This window comes from Streptomyces zaehneri, assembly GCF_032248645.1.
GTDB lineage: Bacteria > Actinomycetota > Actinomycetes > Streptomycetales > Streptomycetaceae > Streptomyces > Streptomyces coriariae.
Genome location: NZ_JASTTJ010000017.1, coordinates 83,624 through 106,933, shown reverse-complemented (window position 1 = coordinate 106,933; position 23,310 = coordinate 83,624). Strand labels below are relative to the sequence as shown.

21 protein-coding genes and 1 tRNA gene are annotated in these 23,310 nt (G+C 71.5%); 9 read left to right on the top strand and 13 right to left on the bottom strand.

Features of this window, described 5'->3' with window-relative positions; genetic code table 11:
* Positions 1-92: 92 nt before the first annotated feature.
* The 7 genes from QQM72_RS26000 (at position 93) to QQM72_RS25970 (ending at position 5,288) form a co-directional block, all read left to right on the top strand.
* Positions 93-575 carry an Lrp/AsnC family transcriptional regulator gene (locus tag QQM72_RS26000; RefSeq protein WP_314223262.1) on the top strand — a complete coding sequence of 161 codons (483 nt, stop codon included), beginning with the start codon at positions 93-95 and terminating at the stop codon, positions 573-575.
* 59 nt (positions 576-634) lie between these two features.
* The gene (locus tag QQM72_RS25995) at positions 635-1,282 is read left to right on the top strand and encodes an ABC transporter permease (RefSeq protein WP_314223261.1); all 648 of its coding nucleotides are present in this window, start codon (positions 635-637) and stop codon (positions 1,280-1,282) included.
* Positions 1,283-1,352: 70 nt separating this feature from the next.
* Positions 1,353-2,561, top strand: coding sequence for a betaine/proline/choline family ABC transporter ATP-binding protein (locus QQM72_RS25990; RefSeq protein ID WP_314223350.1), 1,209 nt, complete (start codon positions 1,353-1,355; stop codon positions 2,559-2,561).
* A gap of 62 nt (positions 2,562-2,623) precedes the next feature.
* Positions 2,624-3,409 carry an ABC transporter permease gene (locus QQM72_RS25985; RefSeq protein WP_314223349.1) on the top strand — a complete coding sequence of 262 codons (786 nt, stop codon included), beginning with the start codon at positions 2,624-2,626 and terminating at the stop codon, positions 3,407-3,409.
* An 83-nt stretch (positions 3,410-3,492) separates the two neighbouring features.
* Positions 3,493-4,374 (top strand): glycine betaine ABC transporter substrate-binding protein, encoded by an 882-nt coding sequence (locus tag QQM72_RS25980; RefSeq protein WP_399078696.1) that lies wholly within the window; start codon positions 3,493-3,495, stop codon positions 4,372-4,374.
* Between the two features lie 129 nt (positions 4,375-4,503).
* A complete protein-coding gene (locus tag QQM72_RS25975) occupies positions 4,504-5,100 on the top strand; it encodes an ArsR/SmtB family transcription factor (protein WP_314223259.1) in 597 nt (198 codons plus the stop codon).
* Positions 5,100-5,288 (top strand): hypothetical protein, encoded by a 189-nt coding sequence (locus tag QQM72_RS25970; RefSeq protein ID WP_314223348.1) that lies wholly within the window; start codon positions 5,100-5,102, stop codon positions 5,286-5,288. The genes QQM72_RS25975 and QQM72_RS25970 overlap by 1 nt, the downstream gene beginning before the upstream one ends.
* On the opposite strand, the gene QQM72_RS25965 is transcribed toward QQM72_RS25970, so the two are convergent.
* From QQM72_RS25965 to QQM72_RS25935, 7 genes are all read right to left on the bottom strand, one after another.
* Entirely contained in the window at positions 5,285-6,076 is a 792-nt protein-coding gene (locus QQM72_RS25965; RefSeq protein WP_314223258.1) for a S16 family serine protease, read from the bottom strand. The genes QQM72_RS25970 and QQM72_RS25965 overlap by 4 nt on opposite strands.
* Positions 6,077-6,152: 76 nt before the next feature.
* Complete coding sequence (locus QQM72_RS25960) at positions 6,153-7,358, bottom strand: RNA-guided endonuclease InsQ/TnpB family protein (protein ID WP_314223257.1); 1,206 nt, start codon at positions 7,356-7,358, stop codon at positions 6,153-6,155.
* A 112-nt stretch (positions 7,359-7,470) separates the two neighbouring features.
* A complete protein-coding gene (locus tag QQM72_RS25955; protein WP_314223256.1) occupies positions 7,471-8,121 on the bottom strand; it encodes an IclR family transcriptional regulator in 651 nt (216 codons plus the stop codon).
* Positions 8,122-8,511: 390 nt separating this feature from the next.
* Complete coding sequence (locus QQM72_RS25950; protein WP_314223255.1) at positions 8,512-10,314, bottom strand: DEAD/DEAH box helicase; 1,803 nt, start codon at positions 10,312-10,314, stop codon at positions 8,512-8,514.
* A gap of 225 nt (positions 10,315-10,539) precedes the next feature.
* Complete coding sequence (locus QQM72_RS25945) at positions 10,540-10,911, bottom strand: type II toxin-antitoxin system death-on-curing family toxin (protein WP_314223254.1); 372 nt, start codon at positions 10,909-10,911, stop codon at positions 10,540-10,542.
* Positions 10,908-11,105, bottom strand: a complete 198-nt coding sequence (locus QQM72_RS25940; protein WP_314223253.1) for a hypothetical protein — start codon at positions 11,103-11,105, stop codon at positions 10,908-10,910. The genes QQM72_RS25945 and QQM72_RS25940 overlap by 4 nt, the downstream gene beginning before the upstream one ends.
* A 42-nt stretch (positions 11,106-11,147) precedes the next feature.
* On the bottom strand, positions 11,148-12,812 hold the full coding sequence (locus QQM72_RS25935; protein ID WP_314223252.1) for an MFS transporter: 1,665 nt from the start codon (positions 12,810-12,812) through the stop codon (positions 11,148-11,150).
* 279 nt (positions 12,813-13,091) lie between these two features.
* Here QQM72_RS25935 and QQM72_RS25930 point away from each other — a divergent pair.
* Positions 13,092-13,163, top strand: a tRNA-Cys gene (locus QQM72_RS25930).
* A 130-nt stretch (positions 13,164-13,293) separates the two neighbouring features.
* Here the strand turns inward: QQM72_RS25930 and QQM72_RS25925 are convergent.
* Positions 13,294-13,674 (bottom strand): hypothetical protein, encoded by a 381-nt coding sequence (locus QQM72_RS25925; protein ID WP_314223251.1) that lies wholly within the window; start codon positions 13,672-13,674, stop codon positions 13,294-13,296.
* 499 nt (positions 13,675-14,173) lie between these two features.
* On the opposite strand from QQM72_RS25925, the gene QQM72_RS25920 reads away from it, so the two are divergent.
* On the top strand, positions 14,174-16,564 hold the full coding sequence (locus tag QQM72_RS25920) for a lamin tail domain-containing protein (RefSeq protein ID WP_399078693.1): 2,391 nt from the start codon (positions 14,174-14,176) through the stop codon (positions 16,562-16,564).
* A 35-nt stretch (positions 16,565-16,599) separates the two neighbouring features.
* On the opposite strand, the gene QQM72_RS25915 is transcribed toward QQM72_RS25920, so the two are convergent.
* The 5 genes from QQM72_RS25915 to QQM72_RS25895 all read right to left on the bottom strand — a co-directional run bounded on the left by QQM72_RS25915 (position 16,600) and on the right by QQM72_RS25895 (position 23,134).
* A complete protein-coding gene (locus QQM72_RS25915; protein ID WP_314223249.1) occupies positions 16,600-17,820 on the bottom strand; it encodes an SUKH-4 family immunity protein in 1,221 nt (406 codons plus the stop codon).
* 187 nt (positions 17,821-18,007) lie between these two features.
* Entirely contained in the window at positions 18,008-18,136 is a 129-nt protein-coding gene (locus QQM72_RS25910; protein ID WP_314223248.1) for a hypothetical protein, read from the bottom strand.
* Complete coding sequence (locus tag QQM72_RS25905; protein WP_314223247.1) at positions 18,133-20,442, bottom strand: xanthine dehydrogenase family protein molybdopterin-binding subunit; 2,310 nt, start codon at positions 20,440-20,442, stop codon at positions 18,133-18,135. The genes QQM72_RS25910 and QQM72_RS25905 overlap by 4 nt, the downstream gene beginning before the upstream one ends.
* Complete coding sequence (locus tag QQM72_RS25900; RefSeq protein WP_314223246.1) at positions 20,439-22,244, bottom strand: 2Fe-2S iron-sulfur cluster-binding protein; 1,806 nt, start codon at positions 22,242-22,244, stop codon at positions 20,439-20,441. The genes QQM72_RS25905 and QQM72_RS25900 overlap by 4 nt, the downstream gene beginning before the upstream one ends.
* The gene (locus tag QQM72_RS25895) at positions 22,241-23,134 is read right to left on the bottom strand and encodes an FAD binding domain-containing protein (protein WP_020132417.1); all 894 of its coding nucleotides are present in this window, start codon (positions 23,132-23,134) and stop codon (positions 22,241-22,243) included. The genes QQM72_RS25900 and QQM72_RS25895 overlap by 4 nt, the downstream gene beginning before the upstream one ends.
* Positions 23,135-23,310 lie beyond the last annotated feature (176 nt).

Genomic DNA, 23,310 nt, shown 5'->3' with positions numbered 1-23,310 from the left:
ATAGTTCGCTTCATCGCTGGGCAATGTGTGCAGCGGTACGACGGTTTCGACCGGCTTTCTGTACAGGGTGACCATCGCGGAGGCGGGCGGGTATGGCGATCGACCGACTGGACGGCCGGATCATCGTGCTGCTGGCCCGGGAACCGCGCATGGGGGTGCTGGAGATGTCCCGGCGGCTGGGAGTGGCCCGGGGGACGGTGCAGGCGCGGCTCGACCGGCTTCAGTCGAATGGAGTCATCCGGGGATTCGGCCCCGAGGTCGATCCGGCGGCGCTCGGCTACCCGGTCACGGCGTTCGCCACGCTCCAGATCCGGCAGGGGCAAGGAGCCGACGTGCGGGCCCACTTGGGGACCGTGCCGGAAGTGCTGGAGCTGCACACCACGACCGGCAGCGGGGACATGCTGTGCCGGCTGGTGGCCCGCTCCAACGCCGATCTCCAGCGGGTGATCGACCTGGTCGTCGGTTTTGATGGCATCGTCCGGGCCTCCACCGCGATCGTGATGGAGAACCCCGTTCCGCTGCGGATCATCCCGCTGGTGGAGCAGGCGGCCGAGGACGACCGGGACAGGCCCTGACCCGGCGGGCCTGACCCGGAGCTGGTCCGGGTCCGGTCGACATGGGGCGGTGAGGACGTGTGAGCTTCTGGGAGTACCTGGGCAACCGTCACCAGCAGCTGCTGACCGACGCCTACCAGCAGGCCAGCCTGGTCTTCCAGTGCATGCTCATGGCGACCGTGATCGGCGTCGTGATCGGGGTCGTCACCTACCGCAGCGGCTGGGCGGGCAACCTGGCCACCGTCGGCACCTCGGCGATCCTGACCGTCCCGTCGCTCGCGATGATCGGTCTGCTGATCCCGCTCGTGGGGCTCGGCGTACCGCCGACGGTGATCGCGCTGACCCTGTACGGACTGCTGCCGGTGGTGCGCAACGCGATCGTGGGGCTGCGCGGCGTCGATCCCACGCTCGTGGACGCGGCCAGGGGCATCGGGATGTCCTCGGCGATGCGGCTGCTGCGGGTGGAGCTGCCGCTGGCCTGGCCGCCGATCCTGACCGGGATCCGGGTGTCGACACAGATGCTGATGGGCATCGCCGCGATCGCCGCGTACGCCTCCGGGCCAGGCCTGGGCAACGAGATCTTCCGCGGCATCGCCTCCCTCGGCAGCAGGAACGCGCTCAACCAGGTCCTGGCGGGCACGCTCGGGATCATCGTCCTGGCCCTGCTGTTCGACGCCGCGTACGTCCTCATCGGACGGCTGACGATTCCCAGGGGGATCCGTGTCTGAGACCGCGTCCGAGGCCGAGTCCGAGGCCGAGTCCGGGGCCGAGTCCGGGGACGGCGCCCACGGGGCGACGATCGAGCTGGTGAACCTCACCAAGCGCTATCCGGGCAACCCCAACCCGGCCGTCGACAACGTCACCATGGAGATCAAGGCGGGCGAGACCGTCGTCTTCGTCGGCCCGTCGGGCTGCGGGAAGTCGACCACGCTGAAGATGATCAACCGGCTGATCGAGCCGAGCGGCGGCCGGATCCGGATCAACGGCGAGGACGTCACCGACATCGACCCGGTGAAGCTGCGCCGCAAGGTCGGGTACGCGATCCAGTCGTCCGGGCTCTTCCCGCACATGACGGTCGCGCAGAACATCGCGCTCGTGCCGAGGATGATCGGCTGGCCGAAGGCCCGGATCCGGGACCGGGTGGAGGAGATGCTCGACCTGGTCGGGCTCGACCCCGGCGAGTTCCACGGCCGCTACCCGCGCCAGCTGTCCGGCGGGCAGCAGCAACGGGTCGGTGTGGCGCGGGCGTTGGCGGCGGATCCGCCCGTCCTGCTGATGGACGAGCCGTTCGGCGCGGTCGACCCGATCACCCGCGACCATCTCCAGGACGAGCTGATCCGGCTCCAGCAAGAGCTGCACAAGACGATCGTGTTCGTCACCCACGACTTCGACGAGGCGATCAAGCTGGGCGACCGGATCGCGGTGCTGCGCGAACGCTCGCACATCGCCCAGTTCGACACCCCGGAGGCGATCCTCACCAACCCGGCGGACGACTTCGTGTCCGGGTTCGTGGGGGCGGGGGCGGCACTGAAGCGGCTCAACCTGAGCCGGGTACGGGACGTGGAGATCACCGACTACCCGACGGTGACCGTCGACGACCCGCTCCAGACCATCTTCGACAAGCTCCGCTCCAGCGGCACGAACGAGATCCTCCTCCTCGACCAGCGCGGACGCCCCTACAAGTGGCTGCGCCGCGGGGACCTGATGCGGGCCAGGGGCTCGCTGGCGCGGGCCGGAACCCTGGTCAGCGACACGGTGACGAAGGACGCCACCCTGCGGGACGCGCTGGAGGCGGTGCTGACCGACAACACCGGGCGGGTCGCGGTCACCGGACGGCGGGGCGAGTACACGGGGGTCGTCGACATGGAGACGCTGCTGAACTCCGTGCACGAGCTGCTGGAGGCCGACCGGCTGGAGGCGCTGGAGGCCCAACACGAGCTGGAGGAGGCCCGGGCCGCGCAGACGCACGCGGAACAGGAGGGCCCGGGCGGGGAGGCGAAAGCGTGAGCACGCCCGACCTGAGCGAGAACGCCGGCCCGGACGGGGCTCCCGGGCCGCAGGGCGAGGCCGTGGACGGGCCGCGGGAGACCAGGACCCCGCCGCCCGCGCCGCCCCGCCGTCGGCTCACCTGGCAGAAGCTGACCTTCCTGCCCGCCTTCCTCGTCGCCCTGCTGCTCGCGACCTGGCTGTGGTTCCAGCAGGCGGACCTGGACCCGATCTCGGAGAACGCGCTGTCGAACGGGCAGGTGTCGAAGGCGCTGTGGCAGCAGGTGCGGCTCACGGTGATCTCCACCTTCTTCGTGCTGATCATCGCGATCCCGCTCGGCATCCTGCTGACCCGGGGTTCGCTGCGCCGAGCGACACCGTTCGCGATGGCCGTCGCCAACATGGGGCAGGCGACGCCCGCCATCGGCCTGCTCGCCCTGCTGGTGATCTGGCTGGGCACGGGCACGAAGGCCGCCCTGATCGGCATCATCGCCTACGCGATCCTGCCGGTGCTCGCGAACACCGTCGCGGGCCTGAAGTCGAACGACCCGACGCTGCTGGAGGCGGCCCGCGGCATCGGGATGTCCGCACTGGGCGTGCTCCGCAAGGTCGAGCTGCCGCTGGCCGTCCCGCTGATCCTGGCCGGCGTGCGGACGGCCCTCGTCCTCAACGTCGGCACGGCGACCCTGGCGACCTTCGGCGGGGGCGGCGGCCTGGGCGTGCTGATCACCACCGGCATCACCAACCAGCGCATGCCGGTGCTGGTGCTGGGTTCGATCCTCACCGTCTCGCTGGCACTGCTCGTCGACTGGCTGGCCTCACTGGCGGAAGTGCTGCTGCGGCCGCGGGGGCTGGAGGTGGACTCGTGAAGCGCTCCCGCCCGGTGATCGCCGGGGTGCTGGCGGCACTGGCCTGCGGGCCGGCCGGGTGCGGGCTCACCAGCGGCTCCCCCATGGTCGACGACGTATCGCCCGGGTCGATCGGGCAGGGCGAGCCGCTCAAGGGCGCCGATCTCACCGTGACGTCCAAGTCGTTCACCGAGAACCTCATCCTCGGCGCGATGCTGGGCATCGCCTTCCAGGCGGCCGGCGCGGACGTCCTGGACCGCACCGGCATCCAGGGCTCCATCGGCTCGCGCGAGGCGGTCAGGAACGGCGACGCCGACGCCATGTACGAGTACACGGGCACCGCCTGGATCACCTACCAGGGCAACAGCGAGCCCATCCCCGATCCGCAGGCGCAGTGGCAGGCCGTGCACGACGCCGACCTGAGGAACGGCGTGACCTGGCTGCCTCCGTCGCGGCTGAACAACACCTACGCGCTGGCCATGAACCAGGCCAACTTCAAGAAGTACGGCACCAGGACGCTCTCGCAGGTGGCCGCCCTGTCGAAGTCCGACCCCAAGGCGGTGACGCTCTGCGTGGAGAGCGAGTTCGCCAACCGCGCGGACGGGCTGCCCGGCATGGAGAAGGCGTACGGGATGTCCGTGTCGGCGTCGCGGATCACGCAGATGGACACCGGGATCATCTACACCCAGGTCCAGAAGGGGAGTTGCACCTACGGGGAGGTCTTCACCACCGACGGGCGCATCAAGTCCATGAACCTGGTGGTGATGGCCGACGACAAGAAGTTCTTCCCCAACTACAACGCGGCCCCCGTGATCAACTCCAAGACGCTGAAGAAGTGGCCGGCGATCGCGAAGGTCATCGACCCGGTGACGAAGAAGCTGGACAACACGGTGGCCCAGGACCTGAACGCCAAGGTGGACGTCGACGGGGAGGATCCCCACCAGGTGGCCCTGGACTGGATGAAGGACGAGGGCTTCGTCAAGTAGCCGAGCTACGGGGTGACTTGCGGGGTGACTTGATGAAGGAGACGTCAGGGGGGCCGCCGAGAGGACCGCCGAGAGGGACTTACAAAGGAGTCGTTGCAAAGGACTCTTTGCAACGCTACCTTTGTGCGCATGCCGGAACAGCCCGAGGTACGCAAGCTCGATGCCCGTTCGCTGCGCGGACTCGCGCATCCCCTGCGCATGGAGCTCCTCAACGCGTTGCGGCGGCACGGCCCGGCCACCGCGTCGCAACTCGCGGAACGGCTGGGCGAGTCCAGCGGCGCCACCAGCTACCACCTGCGCCAGCTCGCCGCCCACGGCTTCGTCGCGGACGATCCCGAACGGGGCAAGGGGCGGGAACGGTGGTGGAAGGCGGCGGTTCAAGGCATCGCCATGGACGAGAAGCTGTTCCAGAGCCCGGATCCGGAGGTGCGCGGGGCGGCCGACACGTTCCTGCACGAGATCGCGAACAAGCACGCCCGCGAGTTGGCGACGTGGGTGGCCACACGTGACGCATGGCTCCCGAAGTGGTCGGACCACGCGATGGACCTCAGCGACTGGCAGCTGCGCCTGACCCCGGAACGGGCCCGCGAACTAGTGCGTGACATGCACGAGCTGCTCAGGAGCTACGAAGCGCTCGAAGCCGGCGAGAACGACCCGGAAGCCGAGCAGATCCGCCTCCACACGCATGTCTTCCCCATCACCACGGATCGAGAGAGGTCCCAGTGATCGACCCCGAGACCCACCTCGCCCTGCACCGGGTCCGTGCCGCCGACCTGCGCGCCAGAGCGGACGCCCACCGCCTCGCCGCCGAAACCAGGCGCCCGGGCGAACTTCGCACCCGCCTCGGCTGGACCCTCGTGGAAATCGGTCTGCGACTCGCCACCACGGCCAAGCCGTCGCCTGCGGTCGCCTAACAGCTCGGTACCGAGCTCTTGCCGTTCTGTAGGGCCGTCAGTGCGGTCACCGTGCTCTTCAGGGTGGTGACCGGGATCAGGCGGAGGCCCTTGGGCAGTTCGGCCTTGGCGTCGGCGCACTCCGCCTTCGGCACCAGGAAGACGGTGGCCCCGTCGCGCCGGGCGGCCTGCGTCTTCAGGGCCACGCCGCCGACCGCGCCGACCGTGCCGTCGGCCTCGATGGTCCCGGTACCGGCGATCGTGCGACCGCCGGTGAGGTCGCCGCCGCTGCCGTCGCCGTCGAGCTTGTCGACGATGCCGAGCGAGAACAGCAGCCCGGCGCTGGGGCCGCCCACGTCGGACAGCCTCAGCGTGACCTTGATGCCGTCGTCGGTACGGTCGAGGTACTTCAGCGCGGCCTCGGTCGCGGCGTCCTGGGACTGCCGCATCTGCTCGGTGTTGTGCTGCTCGATCTCCTTGGTGCTCTCCCCGCTGGGGTAGACGGAGTCGCGCGGCATGATCGCCTGGTCGGCACGGAACCAGCCGTCGACGACGTCGGAGAGCCTGACCTCGGTGTCGGGGTTGGTCGCCTCGATCGTCGTCATCCGCAGCTGCCCGCTCGTGCTCCGGACGGGCGCGCCGGTGATCGTGATGACCGGGGTGCCCTTGTTCTCGCCGAGGACGTTCGCCGTCATGCCCGGCTGCGCCACCGAGAACGGCAGCGGCGCGAACGCGGCCGTCGCGAGCAGCGCCACGAGCGGCAGAGCGCAGACGGTGAGGGCCTTGGGGCGCGAGAGGCGTGAGAGCACGAGGTCAATCTAACTTGACTGCTCCCCTCCCCGAAGAAAGGAGTCTCTCCTTCGGGGCTGAGCGGGGATTTCTGACTCAGGCTGCCTTGCGGGCCTGCGGCCCGGGAGGTCTTATGCCCTCAGCGTCAGCAGGGCACAGACCGGCCCTGACGAGCATCACGCGCGCGGAGTTCTTGTCCCTTGGGGACACAGCTCCACACGCGGTGCACGTATACGTTCGTTCTGACAGCGGAAGTGCGTGCTTGGCTCTCGCTCCGCAGTGTCCGCAGTCCATCGTGGTGTGGGCGGGATGCACCATGTGCACGATCCGCCCGTGCTTCCTGGCCATCTCGGTCAGGGCCGCCTTCGTCGCCCCGATCGCGGCGTCAGCCGCCTTGCGGGCCATCGTCGACTTCGCCAGGAACTTGGGCTTGAAGTCCTCCACGGCGATCTGGTCATGGTCGCGCACGACGTTCTTGGCCCACTTGCGGCCGGTGTCCTGACGCTGGCGGGTGATCTTCGCGTAGATTTTCGCGCGCCACTTCTTCGCCTCGCGGTAGCCCTTCGATGCGACCTGGCCCTTCTTCGGCTTACGGCGGGCCATCATCCGGTCGTACCGGGTCAGCTTCCCCCGGGCCTTCTTCCCGTGCTGGGCATGCGGCAGGTCGTGGGCGTCGCTGGTGGTGGTCGCAGTCTCGCGGACACCCCAGTCGATACCGATCACACGGCCGGTTTCCGGCAGCGGCTCGGTCTCGACAGGGACATCGAAGCTTGCGTACCAGTGGCCGGTACTGTCGCGGTAGACGCGCACGCTCGTCGGCTCGGCAGGCAGCTCCCGCGACCAGACCACCGTCAAGGCGATACCCCCGGCCAGATACAGGCGGCCGTCTTTGAGGCGGAAGCCGCGCCGGGTGTAGTTCAAGGTCGGAGCGGCATCACGCTTCTTCTTCCAGCGCGGCATCCCCGCACGCCGGTGCATCGGCAGCCTGTCCCGGATGTCCTTCTGCGCCTTAGCCTTCGACTTGCCGAAATCCCGGATGATCTGCTGTTGTGGAACGCTGGAACCTTCGTGCAGCCACGGCGTCACCCTGCGGGCGGCGGTCGGTATTTTGTCGAGCTGGGCCGGCCCGCAGGTCTGCTTCTCGCCCGTCGCATTGTTGTGCAGGTGGGCGGCCTTGGACTTGGCGACGGACTCGTTCCAGATCCACCGACACCGGTCCCACTCGGCCTCAAGGGCGACGAGCGCGGTCGACGATGTGGGGGCATCCTCCGGTCTGCTTGGTGACGACGTGTTCCGGCCCACGACTGAATGCCGCCCAGCCGACCGCGCCGGTTCGCCTCACCCGTCGCTCCTCACCCGTCTGGCGTTGGCCCCTCTCTCGTTCTCCCATTCACTCCCCGAGGCCCTCGCCGAGTCAGCGCAGTGCCTCCGCCACCTCCCGCGCCGCGTCCACGACCCGGGGCCCCACCCGCTCGGGCACCGCGTCGGCCAGCATCACCACGCCCACGCTGCCCTCGACGCCGGTCACGCCCAGCAACGGAGCCGCGGCCCCGCTCGCGCCGGCCTCCAGCTCCCCGTGCGTCAACGTGTAGCCGGGTTCGTCGGCCGGCCGCGCCGGGTTCTGCCGCGCGAAGAGGATCGCCCGGCCGGCGGCACCGCGGTCCAGCGGATGCCGGAACCCGGCCCGGTACGCCACGTGGTAGTCCGTCCAGGTCGGCTCGACGACGGCGACGGCGAGCGCCTCGCTCCCGTCCACCAGGGTCAGATGCGCGGTCGCGCCTATGTCCTCGGCCAGCGAACGCAGCGCGGGCAGCGCGGCCTCCCGGACCAGCGGATGCACCTGGCGGCCGAGCCTCAGCACCCCGAGGCCGACCCTGGCTCGTCCGCCCAGGTCACGCCGTACGAGTGCGTGCTGCTCCAGTGTCGCGAGCAACCGGTACACAACGGTCCGGTTGACGCCCAGTTTGTTGGAAAGTTCGGTGACGGTCAGCCCGTGGTCGGTGTCGGCCAGCAGCTTGAGGACCTTCAGTCCTCGGTCGAGCGTCTGGGAGGTCTCCGCGGTCACGACGCCCACTCCTTAAGTGGTGAGGTCGGCAACCTCCGTCGCGGCGTATGCGTCACCGAGTCCCGTCAGTGACGCGCGTCAGAGGCCGCCGATCGACAGATGGGCCCGGCATGTCCGGGCCCAGTCGCTTCACGGCTGCGCTCCGCGGCGGCGCTGCCACGGGGCGTGTGCGTAACGGGACAGTAGCGAAGCAGGTTCGCTGAGCGGAAGGCTCCGTCCAGAATCCGGTCAGTGGCCGGTATGGACTACTTGCATTTATCCCGATACGTACGGAGCGTGACGACGCGGCTCGCGCCCCCCTGTCAGGGACCAGGGGCCCGTGACGTCGTGGCTCACCCCGCCCGTCAGGGACCGGGGCCCGGGGCCCGGACGAGCGGCCCGGACGAGGCCTCACTTCATCCGGGTCGCCCACTCCTGCACCTTGGCGATGCGCTGCCGCAGCTGCCCGGCCGTCGCCTCCGCGCTCGGCGGGCCGCCACAGACCCGCCGCAGCTCGGTGTGGATCACACCGTGCGGCTTGCCGCTCTGGTGGACGTACGCCCCGACCATCGTGTTGAGCTGCTTGCGCAGCTCCATCAGCTCCTTGTGCGAGACGACCGGCCGCCGCTCGGCCGGCAGCTCCAGCAGATCGGCCTCGGTGTCCGGCCGCTTCCTGCTGTGCGCGATCTGCTTGGCCTGCCGCTTCTGGAGCAGCATCTGCACCTGGTCGGGCTCCAGCAGCCCCGGGATGCCGAGGTAGTCCTGCTCCTCCTCGCTTCCCGGGTGGGCCTGCATGCCGAACTCGGCGCCGTTGTACATCACCCGGTCGAAGACGGCCTCGGACTCCAGCGCCTCGAAGGCGAACTGCTCCTGCTCGCCGGTGTCCTCGTCCTGCTCCTTGTTCGCCTCGTCCATCTCCTGCTCGGACTCGGCGTACGGATCCTCCTCGCCCTCCTTCTTGGGCTTGTCGAGGGCGTGGTCGCGCTCGACCTCCATCTCGTTGGCGAAGGTGAGCAGATCGGGCACGGTCGGGAGGAAGACGGAGGCGGTCTCGCCGCGCCGCCGGGACCGCACGAAGCGTCCGACGGCCTGGGCGAAGAAGAGGGGCGTGGAGATGGTCGTCGCGTACACCCCGACGGCGAGCCGCGGCACGTCGACGCCCTCCGACACCATCCGCACCGCGACCATCCAGCGGTCGTTGCCGCCACTGAAGTCGTCGATGCGGCTGGACGCGCCGGTGTCGTCGGACAGGACGAGCGTCGCCTTCGTCCCGGTGATCTCCCGGATCAGCTTGGCGTAGGCGCGGGCCGACTCCTGGTCGGAGGCGATGACGAGCGCGCCGGCGTCCGGGATGGCCTTCCTGACCTCGGTGAGCCGCTGGTCGGCGGCGCGCAGCACGCTCGGCATCCACTCGCCGCGCGGGTCCAGCGCCGTACGCCAGGCCTGACTGATCGCGTCCTTGGTCATCGGCTCGCCGAGCCGCGCCGCGATCTCGTCCCCCGCCTTGGTCCGCCAGCGCATGTTGCCGCTGTAGGAGAGGAAGATGACGGGCCGCACGACGTGGTCGGCGAGCGCGGAGCCGTACCCGTAGGTGTAGTCGGCGGCCGACCGCCGGATCCCGTCGTTGCCCTCTTCATAGGTGACGAAGGGGATGGGATTGGTGTCGGAGCGGAACGGCGTACCGGTGAGCGCGAGGCGACGGGTCGCGGGCTCGAAGGCCTCGAGACAGGCCTCGCCCCAGGACTTGGAGTCACCGGCGTGGTGGATCTCGTCGAGGATGACGAGCGTCTTGCGCTGTTCGCTCCGGTTGCGGTGCAGCATCGGGCGGACGCCGACGCCCGCGTACGTCACGGCGACGCCGTGGTAGTCCTTGCTGAGCGGGCCCGCGCTGTACTCGGGGTCCAGCCGGATCCCTATCCGCGCGGCCGCCTCCGCCCACTGCTTCTTCAGATGCTCGGTCGGCGCGACCACGGTCACCTGCTGCACGACATGGTGGTGCAGCAGCCAGGAGGCGAGGGTGAGCGCGAAGGTCGTCTTGCCGGCGCCGGGTGTGGCGACGGCGAGGAAGTCGCGCGGCTGCTCCTGGAGGTACTTCTCCATCGCCCCCTGCTGCCAGGCCCGCAGCTTGCTCGCGGTGCCCCAGGGGGCCCGGCCCGGGAAGGCCGGTGACAGGTGGTGGGAGTGGGAGGTGGAGGAAGCGGCGGTGGTAGTCACGGTCTCCGGGTTCGGGGTCGAATCAGAGGGGCCGCGCGAAGCGCGTCGGACGGGGCGGTGGGGCGGCTGAGGGACGGCTGACGGACGGCTGACTGGTGGTGGCACGGCTCTCGGCTGTGTATGACAACCGGGCCACCCTACCGGCGGGCCGACGCCGTCAACGAGCGAACAAGGCCGGGTCGTGTGCGGGTGGGACCCAGGTCACAGAAGACGGGCGGCGCCGGCTCAGCGCGCGAAGCGCGGCAACCGGGCCGCGATCCCTGGCACGTCGAGGACGCCCTGACACACGTCCAGCACGAACCGCTCGGCCTCGTCCACATCGAAGTCCACGTCCAGCGGATGTCCGGCCAGGTGCAGATAGACCCAGGTCGCGTACCAGGCGATGCGCTTGTTGCCGTCGACGAGAGCGTGGTTGCGGGCCAGCGACTCCATCAGCGCCGCGGCCTTCCGCCACACGTCCGGGTACGCGTCCTGTCCGAACACACTCGACCGGGGGCGGGCCAGGGCGGAGTCCAGCAGGCCGTAGTCGCGCACCTCGTCCGCCTCGAGCCGCCGGGTGAGGTTCAGCAGCTCGGGCAGCGTGAGGTAGTGCGTCATGCGAGCCTCCGGTTCAACTCGGCGCTGGCCTTCAGCACGTGCTCGGCGGCCTCCTCGAAGAGCCGAGCGTGCTCGTGCACGGCCTTGAGCACCGCGTCGTGCGCGAAGGCCTGCATGCTGCGTCCCTCCGCCTGGGCGCGCTCACGCAGGGCGTCGAGTTCCTCGTCCGTGAAACGCAGGTTCAGTCCGGCCATGCGTCGACGGTACCGACCGGTACCAGCCGGTACCACATGGTTCTATCGCGACTCCGCCCGCAGCCGCGTCGTCACCCAGGCCCCGAACAGCGCGACGGCGGCCATCGGCAGGAAGACGGCGGCGAAGGCGGCCGGGTGCGAACCGACGGACGCCGCGCCAGCGGCCGACGCCGTAGCCGACGCCGACGCCGTATGCGCCACGCTCCCGCCGCCGAGCGCCGCGAAGGCGGCACCTCCCGCGGACAGCAGCAGCACGTTGGACAGCCCGTCCGAGATCTGGAGGGCGGCGGAGTTGGCCCCTGCCTCCTCGGGGGCGGACAGCTTCAGCAGCAGCACGCTGGACGCGGCGATCACCAGCCCCATCCCCAGGCACCCGAAGCCCCAGGCGACGGCCACGGTCCAGACGGGCACGGAATGGACGAGGACACCGGGCGCGGTGGCGATGGCGGCAGCCGCCAGCACCATCCCGAACGCCATCAGCCGCTCCCGGTACGGCTCCGCCCACGGCCGTGACTGCACCCACGACCCCAGCGCCCAGGTCGCCCCGCCGGCCGCGAGGGAGAACCCGGCCAGGGTCGGGCTCAGCCCCCGCTCCGTCACGAGCATCAGCGGCACGAAGGACTCGGCGGCGATGAAGGACCCAGCGGCCACCCCGCGCAGCAGCACGACGGACGGCAGCCCGCGGGCCGCCCGCCAGGTGCCGCGCGGGAGCAGCCCGAGCACGGCGGGCACGAGCAGCGCGATGCCCGCGGCGCCGGGGACGAGGGAGACCGGCCGCAGGTCCTGGGCGGCGTACTGGAGCAGTCCGGCGCCGAGGGAGATCCCGAGGGCGAGCCGGATCCGCCGCCGGTCGAAGGCGCCCGCGGCCATGCCCTCCACGGGGCCGCCCGCCCGCCGCCGGATCTGGGGCAGCGCGAGCGCGAGCGGAAGAACCACGAGGGCGGGTATCCCGAGGAAGACCCACCGCCACCCCAGCTGCTCGGTCACCGCACCGGCGGCCAGCGGCCCGACCACGGACGGCACGACCCAGCAGGCGGCGAACGCGGCCATGATCGCGGGCCGAAGCCGCTCCGGGTAGGCCCGCCCGACGACGACGTACAGGGCGACGATCACCAGCCCCCCGCCGAGCCCCTGCACTGCCCGCCCCAGGATGAACACCCACATGCTCCCGGCGCTCCCGGAGAGGAGCAGCCCGGCAGCGAAGGCCGCGATGCCCCCGCCCAGCGCCCCGAGCGGCCCGCGCCGGTCCGACCACTGCCCGGCGAACACCATCCCGAACAGGCTGGTGGTGAAGTACCCGGAGAACGCGAACGCGTACAACGCCACCCCGTCGAGCTCCCGCGCCGCCACCGGCATCGCGGTCCCCACGGCGGTCGCCTCGAAGGCGATGAGCAGCACGACGGAGACGATCCCGAGGGTGAGGGCCCGGTAGGAACGCCCGAGAACACTCCCACCGAGCTCGCCACTCCCACCGCTCCCACCGAGCTCGCCACTCCCACCGAGCTCGCCGCTCTCGCCGCTCCCTCCGCTCCCACCGGGCTCGCCACTCCCACCGCTCCCACCGGGCTCGCCACTCCCACCGAGCTCGCCGCTCTCGCCGCTCCCACCGAGCTCGCCGGGCTCGCCGACACGCTTCACGGCGGCGGCGGCGGAGGAGGACAGGACTTCGTCGGCGACACCGGTGTCGCGGGGTTCGAGGGCAGCCATGAGGGCCAGCGTAAGGTCCACAACCGACATTGACCCCTGTCGGAAGACGGGTCCGCGCCCGGGACGATGGTCCTACGACCACCACCGGGCACCCCCCGTTTCATGAACGGCGTGTGGCAGTCCCATTGCAGCACCCACGTCGCCCTTGAGCCCCTCCTCACTCCACCCGTACGGTCGACCTACCAAGTTCGGAACGGGGCGAACACCCCACTCCCGACCTGGCCGTGTACACGGGTCCGATTCCCGCCACGGCCGTGAAGGAAGAAGAACTCGGCGAACGGCCGTGTGCCCGAGTGGCTTAGGGACTCGCCTGCAAAGCGAGGTACGTGGGTTCGATTCCCGCCACGGCCTCTGACTGGCCTGACCAGGCAGAACGAATGGGCGGCACTCCTTCGGGGGTGCCGCCCACTCGGTCGTCCGTCTCAGTTTCCGTCTCAGTTGGCTGACACTGGACGCGCAACCGGTCTCCCCTCTACCGGCGTTACTTAATCAGGGGAAGCCATTGAATCGTGAACGGACCGCTCGGCCGTGCCAGGGTGAAGGTCTTGCCCCAAGAGGTCGCCCCCGCCTGACAGGAGACGTAGGCGTTTGCCCTCTCACCGTTCTTCGGCACTCGGTTGAAGGTCATTGAGTAGTACTGAGTGACGCGATTTACGGTGCCCTCTGCCGCTTCACCGTTGGCCGCTTGAATGCGGACACTAATTGCAAACTTCGGGGCCCCTTCTCGACAGTTGGCGAAACCCGACACAGTCACACGCCCACTGTTCGGATCTGCAATTGCCGTTACAGGGGCCGCAAACAGGGCTCCCGTGATTCCTGTTGTCGCTACGAAGATCCCGAACACGCGAAGTTTGACTTTCATGAACTTTCCCTCCGCGTCTGACACCAACTCCCCTAGGTTTCCTAGGCTACGCTTGCCGACTTGAGGTGCAACTCCAGGCATTCGCAAACGATCGCGCATCTCATTCGCCATGCGGCACGGGGTCTGAACCGTCCCTCGGTCATGTGAACCCCCCACAGCGCAAGCAACTTCCCAAAGGGTGGTGAACCGGGCCTCTCGGCGTGCTCCGCCTGGGCCTGGAGAGACGCAGGTCCCCTGCCTGTCCTGAAGTTGCCGTGGGATCCGTCGGCGTCGGGCGGCCGTCCTTCCCGCCTCGCCCGCACACAGCACCCGTCGGCGCAACTCACCTTTCCGTTCCCCGGATTTAACCTACGACCCCTTAACAAGCCCCTCTCTACGCGCGTAACTTGAGCCGACTCCCCCACACCGCCATCGGCCGTACACGACGTACGAGGAGACCTCCAGCGTGTCCAGACCCGTAGGAAACAGACCCCGCCGTGGCGCCTACGCGCTCATATCCGTGGGTGTGGCGAGCGCGTTCGCCATCACCTCGCTGCCCGCCGCCTACGCGACGCCGTCCGCCACCGCGGTGATCTCCGAGGTGTACGGCGGTGGCGGCAACTCGGGGGCGACCCTGACCCGGGACTTCGTCGAGCTGGGCAACGCGGGTTCGGCGGCCTATGACCTGGCCGGGTACAGCGTGCAGTACCTGCCGGGTACGCCGTCGGCGTCCTCGCTGTGGCAGGTCACCGCGCTGAGCGGGTCCGTCGCCCCGGGCGGGCGCTTCCTCGTCGCCGAGGCCGCCGGGACCGGGGGGAGCACCGCGCTGCCCACCGCCGACGCCACCGGGTCCGTCGCCATGAGCGCCACCAGCGGCACCATCGCGCTCGTCTCCGGCACCACCGCCCTGACGTGCAAGACCGCCGCCGACTGCGCCGCCGACGGCCGGATCGTCGACCTGGTCGGCTACGGCAGCGCCCTCGTACGGGAGGGCGGCGGGCCGGCCACCGGGGCCTCGAACACCGCCGCCGTCGCGCGGGGCGCCGCCCTGGGCGACACCGACGACAACGCCGCCGACCTCTCGGCCGGAACCCCCTCGCCCGTCAACTCCGCCGGACAGACGCCCGGTTCCGGAAACGGCGGCGGGGACGGCGGGGACGGCGGCGGCGATCCGACCACGCCCGGCACCGTCCGCGTCCACGACATCCAGGGCACCACCCGGCTCTCCCCGCTCGCCGGGCAGACCGTCAGCCGGGTGCCGGGCATCGTCACCGGGGTGCGGACCTCCGGATCCAAGGGGTACTGGATCCAGGATCCGGCCGCGGACGCCGACTCCCGCACCAGCGAGGGCGTGTTCGTGTACACCGGGTCCGCGACGCCCACCGTCGCCGTCGGCGACTCCGTGCTGGTCAGCGGCAAGGTCAGCGAGTACTACCCGAGCAGCACCAGCCAGTCGGTCACCGAGCTCACCGCTCCGACCGCGACCGTGCTGTCCGGCGGCAACGCGCTGCCCGCCGCCGTCACGGTGGACGCCACCAGCGTTCCCGGCGCGTACATCCCCACCGCCGGAGGCGGCAGCATCGAGTCACTCGCCCTCGAACCGGGCGTGTACGCGCAGGACTTCTACGAGTCGGCGGAGGGGATGCGGGTCGCGTTCTCCGACGCCCGTGTCGTCGGCGCGAGCGACGCTTACGGCGAGCTGTGGGTGACCGTCAAGCCGGAGGAGAACGCCACGACCCGCGGCGGGACGCTCTACTCCTCCTACGACCAGCCGGGCACCGGCCGTCTTGAGGTCATGTCGCTCGACACCACCGCCTCCTTCCCGTCCGCCGACGTCGGCGACGAACTGTCCGGCACCACCACCGGGCCGCTCGACTACTCGACCTACGGCGGCTACAACGTCCAGGCCACGCAGCTCGGCACCCTGGTCGACAACGGGCTGAAGCCGGAGGTGACCCGCCGGCAGAAGGGCGACGAGCTCGCGGTCGCCACGTACAACGTGGAGAACCTGGACGCGCTGGACGCCCAGGAGAAGATCGACCGGCTCGCGCACGGTGTGGCGGTCAGCCTCAACTCCCCGGACGTCGTCGCCCTGGAGGAGATCCAGGACGACAACGGCGCCACCAACGACGGCACCGTCACCTCCGAGGCCACCCTGAAGCGGTTCACCGACGCCATCCGCGCGGCCGGCGGCCCCCGCTACCAGTGGCGCTACATCGCCCCCACCGACAACCAGGACGGCGGCGAGCCCGGCGGCAACATCCGTCAGGTCTTCCTCTTCAACCCCAAGCGGGTCTCCTTCACCGACCGGGCCGGCGGTGACGCCGTCACGGCCACGAGCGTGGTGAAGACCAGGAAGGGCGCGAAGCTCACCGCCTCCCCCGGGCGCATCGACCCGGCCTCCGACGCCTGGGACAACAGCCGCAAGCCGCTGGTCGGCGAGTTCGTCTTCCACGGTGAGACGGTCTTCGTGATCGCCAACCACTTCACCTCCAAGGGCGGCGACCAGCCCCTGCACGGCCGCTACCAGCCGCCGTCACGCAGCTCCGAGACCCAGCGCCAGGCCCAGGCGGCCGAGGTGAACACCTTCGTCAAGTCCCTGCTCGCGGCGGACCGGAACGCCAAGACCGTGGTGCTCGGCGACCTCAACGACTACGAGTTCTCCCGGACCGTCTCCACGCTCACCGACGGCAAGGTGCTCAAGCCGCTGATCACCACCCTGCCGGCCGCCGAGCGGTACACCTACGTCTACGACGGCAACTCGCAGACCCTGGACCACATCCTCACGAGCCCGGCCGTCACGCACTACGACTACGACGTGGTGCACATCAACGCCGAGTTCGCCGACCAGGCCAGCGACCACGACCCGCAGGTCGTACGGATCGACGTCGGCCGGTGCCGCAAGGGCTGACCACGCGGAGCAGGAGAGCCGGTGCGGGCGCGGGGCTACGCGTACAGGCCCCCGCCCGCCTCGTCCTCGAAGACGCCCGGCCAGTACCGCCGGCCGTCGTCCGTGGGGACGGCCGGCACCGGGGTCGGGTCGCAGGCGACGGGGTCGACCGCGGCCAGGGTGCGGGACATCGTCTCGGCGAGCTGGTCGTAGGTCTCGGTCAGCCGGTGCACCGCGTCCAGCGCCCGCTCACGGCGGATCAGCCAGAGGGTGAACGCCAGCGTCGAGATGTCGGCGTTGAGCGGGCGCAGGCCGAGGTCCGGCTCGCTCCAGCTCAGCACCGCGCCCGTGGCGCCGTCGACGACCAGGCTGGTGTCCTCGAGGAGATGGCCCAGGCGGATCAGCCGGTCGGCGTTCGCGGGCAGCAGCTCCTCGGTGAGGACACCGCCGCGGTCGTCCGCGTAGTACTCGGCGAGGGTCTGGAGCGGCATGTCCGTCTCCAGCGAGAACCAGACGACCTGCTCCGGCAGGCCCACCTCGCGCAGGAAGCGGCGGGTCGGGGAGTGCGTCAGCGCCCTCGGGCAGTCGACGTCCTCGAAGCGGACGACCTCGCCGGAGCCGAACTCCTCGTCCAGCAGCCGGACCGGCAGATCGAGGGCCAGTCCGGACGCCGTGCCCGGGCCCGCCACCAGGGCCAGCGGGCGGATCACCGCGGCCAGCTTCCAGAAGGGGCCGGACGCGCCGCCCGTGTCCCTCGCGCCCTCCTCGAAGACGGCCAGCAGCTGCCGTGACGCCTGCGCCACCGCCTTCGGCCCGAGCCGGCTCGCATAGCAGGCGAACTGGCCACGCAGGGCCGCCAGTTCGTCCACCGCCGTCGCGAAGCGCACCAGCTTCTCCAGGGAGGGCGCGAGCGGGCGGAGGTCCATCAGGTCGGGGCGGTCGTGCAGGAAGTACGTCGTGGAGATCTCGCCCGTCATCCCGTCGAGCAGGACGGACTCCGTCTCCCGGCCGTCGGCGCCCAGGAGTCCGCCGATCACCAGCCGGTCGCGCAGCTCCGCCGCCAGGCGGCCGTCGGGGTCGCCCGTGGAGTCCCCGACCGTGCGCAGGCCGTCCGTGCGCAGCGCCTCGAACGTCAGCAGGCCGGCGTCGCCCGGAGTCGCGGGCAGGCCGGGGCCGGTGAGCCAGCGCCGCGTCGGCGCGTGCGTGACGTACGGGTACAACTCGTCCTCGGTGAAGATGATCATTGTCGTGGCGGTGGTGGTCCTGGTCGTGCCCATCGGGTCCCCCGTGCGGAAAGTTGCGTGCGCCGTCCCACTGCTCCGCAGCCTATGCGGCACCACTGACAACGGCTCTGACCAGCGACAGCGCCCTGCACCCCGACGAGCGCCCAGCCCACCCGGCACCGGTCCCGCACTGACAGACGTCGGCGGAGCCCCGCGAGTTCCCTCCCGACCCGATCGCCCCTCAGGTGAGGTACACGCCGCCCAGCACCACGACCACCGCCGCCACCACGAACAGCGCGATCCAGCCCAGCAGCTTGCCCACGCTCGGCGGGGGTTCGTACTGCCGGGAATCCGGCTCCGGCTCGCTCACCGGTCCGTCACCACCGCCGCCTGGGGCCTTATCGGCAGCCGGTTCACCGGGCGGCCCGTGGCGGCCCGTACGGCGGAGGCGATGGCGGCGGGCGAGGTGACGACCGGGACCGCGCTGGCGGCCTTCGCCCCGAACGGGGCGACCACGTCGCGTTCCTCGACCAGCTTGACGATCCGGATGTCCGGGGCGTCCAGGGCGGTGGGCAGCGCGTAGCCGGTGAGGTCGGGGTGGCGGAGCAACCCCCTCGGCGTGCGGAGGTTCTCGGTGAGCGCGATGCCGACGCCCTGCGTGACACCGGCCTCGATGCGCGCGGTCAGCTGCGCCGGGTTGAGGATCCGGCCGACGTCCTGGGCGACGGCCAGTTCGACGACCCGGACCGAGCCGAGTTCGATGTCGACGTCCACGACCGCGCGGATCGCGCAGAAGGCGAGGCCGACGAAGGCGTCGCCCTGGCCGGCCGCGTCCAGCGGCTCGGTCGGGTGCGGGCGGCACTGGGCCGTCGCCCACAGCTCCTTGCCCTGCATCTCCTCCGTGACGGTCGTCGACAGGACGCCGTCGTACGAGGTGATCTTGCCGTCCGTGATCTGGAGCAGCTCCGTGGACATGCCGAACTTGTGCGCCAGGGGCTGGAGCAGCTGCGTGCGGACCATCTTCGCCGCGCGCTCCACCGCACCGCCCGAGACCCAGGTGTGGCGCCCCCGGCAGCCGGGGCCCGCGGGCGGCTGGTCGGTGTCGACGGGGGCCACGTGCACCTCGTCGACGCCGAGCGTCTCCTGGACGATCTGGCGGGCCAGCGTCGTGAAGCCCTGGCCCGTCTCCACCGCCGCGCACAGGACCGTCGCGACACCGTCCTGGACCTTCACGGTCGCCGTGGAGACCTCGTCGGCGCCCTCCGCGCCCAGCATGTGCACCATGCCGAGGCCGTAGCCGACGCCGCGGCGCACCGCGCCCGGTTCGCCCGCGCCCTCGGGGCCGCCGGGCAGCAGCCAGTCCTCCTCGGGCGTGTCCTTGGGGAGTGCCGGGAGGGGGAATTCCTGGACGGCCTGGAGGAGTTCGGCCACCGGGGCCGGGCAGGTCACCGTCTGGCCGGTCGGCAGGACGTCCCCGGTCGCCATGGCGTTGCGCAGCCGCAGCTCCGCCGGGTCGACGCCGAGCTTCTTGGCCAGTTTGTCCATCTGCGCCTCGTAGGCGGCGCAGACCTGCATCGCGCCCTCGCCGCGCACATGGCCCGACGGCGGGTTGTTCGTGCGGACCGCCCAGCCCTCGATGAAGGCGTTCGGGACGACGTAGGGGCCGCAGGCGAAGGAGACGGCGGCGGCCAGGGCCTCGGCGGAGGTGTCGGCGTACGCGCCCGCGTCGAGCAGGATCTGCGCCTCGACCTTCACCAGCCGGCCGTCGGCGTCGGCGTGGTGGCGGTAGCGCAGCAGCGTCGGGTGTCTGTGGGCGTGGCCGAGGAAGGACTCCTCGCGCGTGGCCGTGAGTTTCACCGGGCAGCCGGTCTTCAGCGCGAGCAGGCCGAGCGGGAGCTGGAAGCCCTGGTCCTCGCGGTCGGCGGTGGCGCCGGGCACCCCGGTGACGACGATCTTCACGCGTTCGGGTTCGAGGCCGTAGCAGGCGGCGGCGGTGTCCCGGTCGGTGTGCGGGTCGGTGGAGGCGAGGTAGAGCTCCACGCCGCCGTCGGGACGGGGCACGGCGAGGCCGGCCTCGGCGCCGATCGGGGCGGGGTCGGCGCGTCCGATGCGGTACTGGCCCTCGACGACGATCTCGCCGGCCGCGGACGGGTCGCCGTGGTGCAGCGGGATGTGCCGGATCAGGTTGCCGTCGGGGTGCAGCGCCTCCGCCTCGAAGGCCTGCTCGGGGTCGATCACCGGATCGAGCACCTCGTACTCGACGATGACGGCCGCGGCGGCCATCCGCGCGGTGTCCGGGTGGTCGGCGGCGACGGCCGCGATGGGCTCGCCGTGGTGGCGTACGACCTCGGATGCGAACACCGGACGGTCGGCCTTGCCCCGGCCGTGCAGGGCGCGCCCGGGGACGTCCTCGTGGGTGACGACGGCCCGGACGCCGGGCATCTCACGCGCGTGTGACGTGTCGATGGACACGATGCGCGCGTGCGGGTGCGGCGAGCGCAGCACGGCCGCCCACAGCAGGCCCTCGGCCCACAGGTCGGCGGCGTACGGGAAGGTGCCCTCCGTCTTGGCGCGCGCGTCGGCGGGCTGCAGGGAGGCGCCGAGGCCGTGCGGGATGGGCTCGGAGGCCGGGGCGGGATCCACGGGCGTCGTCGCGGTGACTGTCTCGTTGCTCACGCCTGGCCTCCGTCCTGACCCTGTCCGTATGCCGGGTCATGCGGGTGGGGCTGTGCAGGGTTCTCGAACGCCGACGGGTGGACGCCTCCGGCGCCCGGTCCCGCCTGGTGCGGAATACGTGCCTCGTCGCCGTCCGCCTCGGCGTCGGCGGCGGCCGCCTCGCGTTCGGCGACGACGTCCTGGACGGCCCGCAGGACGCCCCGGTAGCCGGAGCAGCGGCACAGGTTGCCGCACAGGGCCTGGCGGGCCTCCAGTTCGGTGGGGGCCGGGTTGCCCTCCAGGAGGTCGTGCACGGTCATCGCCATGCCGGGCACGCAGAAGCCGCACTGCACGGCACCGCACTTGGCGAGCGCCCGCTGCACGTCCGAGGGCCGGCCGTCGACGGCCAGGCCCTCGACGGTGCGGATCTCGCTGCCGGCGGTGGTGACGGCCGGGACCAGGCAGGAGGCGACGAGCCGTCCGTCGACCTGGACGTTGCAGGCCCCGCACTCGCCCTGCGAGCAGCCGTCCTTGGCGCCCGCGAGACCGAGCCGCTCACGCAGGACGTAGAGCAGCGACTCGCCGATCCAGGCGTCGGTGACGGGGCGGTCTGAGCCGTTGACGCGCAGCACGTATCCGGCGAGGGGGTGTTCCTCGTGGAACGGCGCCGGGGCGTCGTCCGTCTCGTCCGCGGGCCCGTCGGACCCGGCCGGCCCGGCGGCCTCGGTGGACCGCGGGGCGGCGCTGCCGGGGGCCGCGTCCGCCTCGGGATCGTGCGCGGTGTCCGCGGCGGTGGACCGGTCCTCGGGCTCCTCGGCCGGGCCGTGAGCGGCTCCGTGCGGGGCGCTCGGCTCGGCGGGCGGCTCCGCGGGGCCGTGCACGGCCTCAGCGGGCTCGTGAGCGGCCTCGTGAGCGTGCTCGGCGTCCTCGGCCGCGTCGGGGGTCCGCTCGGCCTCAGCGGCCCGCCGAGCGTCTCGCCCGGCGTCCTCCAGGGGCCCGTCCGGGGCCACCGTGTACGCCTCGGCGGAGATCTCCGGGGCGAACGTCCCGGCCGGGTGCGGGTGCTGCCCGGTGTGCTCGGCGGCGGGGTGGTGCCGGTCGGGGTCCACGGCCACCGGGCCGTGCTCCGGCGCGTGTCCGAACGCGGAGAGGTCCGTCAGGTCCGCGCCCGGCCGCCCGGCCGTGCCGGCCTCGTCGGGGTGCTGCCCCCACGCCTGGTCCGGCACGCCGTGGTCCGTCGGTCCCGTCGGCCCTGCCGGTTCCGTCGCCCAGGGCGCGGACGCGCCGCCGGGCAGGGTGGCCGGGGGCGTGCCGCCCCACTGCTCGACCAGCGACGAGGTGGTGAACTCGCCCGACTCGTCCGGCAGGTCGCCGCCCGCGACGGGGATCGACCACTGGCCCGTCACGTCGTGGCCGGGCGCGGACGGCGGTGCGCCCGACGGCCCGGAGGTGTCCTCGAAGGCCCACTGGCCGGTCGCGCCGGGGTGGTACGTGAACCGGTCGTCGCCCACCGTCTGCGGGGTGTCCTGCGGAGGCGGCCAGTCGGAGCCGCCCGCCGGGGCGGCCCAGGTCCCGGTGCCGTCCGCGGGAGGCGCCACCGCTATCTGCGGCGGCACGTACCCGTGGCCCGGCGCGGCCAGCGGGCTGTCGCCGCGGGCGGCCAGGAAGGCGTCGATGCCGCCCTCGGGGAGCTTCACGAAGGCGGTCGCGCCGTCGTCGTAGTCCCCCTGGGGCAGCGGGTCCCAGCGGCCGCCGCCCTGCGGCGCCCCCTGGCCCTGCCCGTCTTCCTGTCCGTGTCCGGGCCCGTGCTGGTCGTCGCTCACGACAGCGCCCTCCCCAGTGCTCGTCGGGCCAGCGCGGCGACGGTGCGCCGCAGGTGCAGTACGGCGGGCGGAAGTTCCGGTACGGAGCCGTCCACGCCCGGCACCGGGTCGGGGATGCAGGCGGCGGCGACGTACTCCCCGAAGGCGGTCAGCGCCTCGGGGACGATGGTGCGGCTGTTGTCCCAGTCGATGAGCCGCGCGACCCACTGCTCGGCCTCCAGCGGCCGCAGCGGCATCGGCGCTATGGCCCCGACGGCGCACCTGACGCCACGCCGGGCGGGGTCGAGGACCAGCGCCACGGAGGCCACCGCGCGGCCCGGTCCGGTGCGGCCGGTCGCCTTCAGGAAGATCTGCGGGGCGTGCAGCAGCGGCACGCGCACGTACCCGATGAGCTCGCCGCCGCGCAGCATCTCCATGCCGGCCAGCAGGTGCGACACCGGCATCTCACGGCGGGCTCCGCCCGGGCCCGCGATGATCAGGGTCGCCTCCAGCGCGGCCAGCACGGGCAGCGCGTCGCCCGTGGGAGCGGCCGAGGCGATGTTTCCGCCGAGGGTGCCCGCGTTGCGGATCTGCGGTGGGCCCGCGGCGCGCGCGGCGGCGGCGAGCGCCGGGATCAGGGCGGCGAAGTCGGGGCGGCCCATGCGCGCGTGGGTGAGTCCGGCGCCGAGCAGCGCGTGGCCGTCCTGGTACTGCCAGCCGCGGATCTCGCTGATGCGGCCGAGGCCGACCAGTCCGGTGGGCCTGAGCTGCCCCGAGTTGACGGCGGCCATCAGGTCGGTGCCGCCGGCCACGGGCACGGCGGCAGGCATGGCGGCAAGCGCCGCCACGGCCTCGTCCAGCGTCGTGGGCAGCGTGACGGCCTGCCCCGCCTGCGGTGCGTGCGTGGTCAAAACCGGCTGCCCCTTCCCGCTGCCCCACCTGGTCCCACCTGTGCTGCCGTACGGTACGTGCTGACAGGGCGGACGTGGCAACTCTGGCACATCTTCGCAACACGCGGACGCGGGGGTCCGCCAGGAGGCATTCGCCCACCTCACCGGACAGATGGTCCGTTTTCGTACGGCATCAC

What these genes read in the sequence shown, in the direction of transcription:
- QQM72_RS26000 (WP_314223262.1), top strand. Translation starts at nt 93, where the DNA reads ATGGCGATCGACCGACTGGACGGCCGGATCATCGTGCTGCTGGCCCGG.
- QQM72_RS25980 (WP_399078696.1), top strand. Translation starts at nt 3,493, where the DNA reads ATGGTCGACGACGTATCGCCCGGGTCGATCGGGCAGGGCGAGCCGCTC.
- QQM72_RS25975 (WP_314223259.1), top strand. Translation starts at nt 4,504, where the DNA reads ATGCCGGAACAGCCCGAGGTACGCAAGCTCGATGCCCGTTCGCTGCGC.
- QQM72_RS25945 (WP_314223254.1), bottom strand. Translation starts at nt 10,911, where the DNA reads ATGACGCACTACCTCACGCTGCCCGAGCTGCTGAACCTCACCCGGCGG.
- QQM72_RS25940 (WP_314223253.1), bottom strand. Translation starts at nt 11,105, where the DNA reads ATGGCCGGACTGAACCTGCGTTTCACGGACGAGGAACTCGACGCCCTG.
- QQM72_RS25935 (WP_314223252.1), bottom strand. Translation starts at nt 12,812, where the DNA reads ATGGCTGCCCTCGAACCCCGCGACACCGGTGTCGCCGACGAAGTCCTG.
- QQM72_RS25925 (WP_314223251.1), bottom strand. Translation starts at nt 13,674, where the DNA reads ATGAAAGTCAAACTTCGCGTGTTCGGGATCTTCGTAGCGACAACAGGA.
- QQM72_RS25915 (WP_314223249.1), bottom strand. Translation starts at nt 17,820, where the DNA reads ATGGGCACGACCAGGACCACCACCGCCACGACAATGATCATCTTCACC.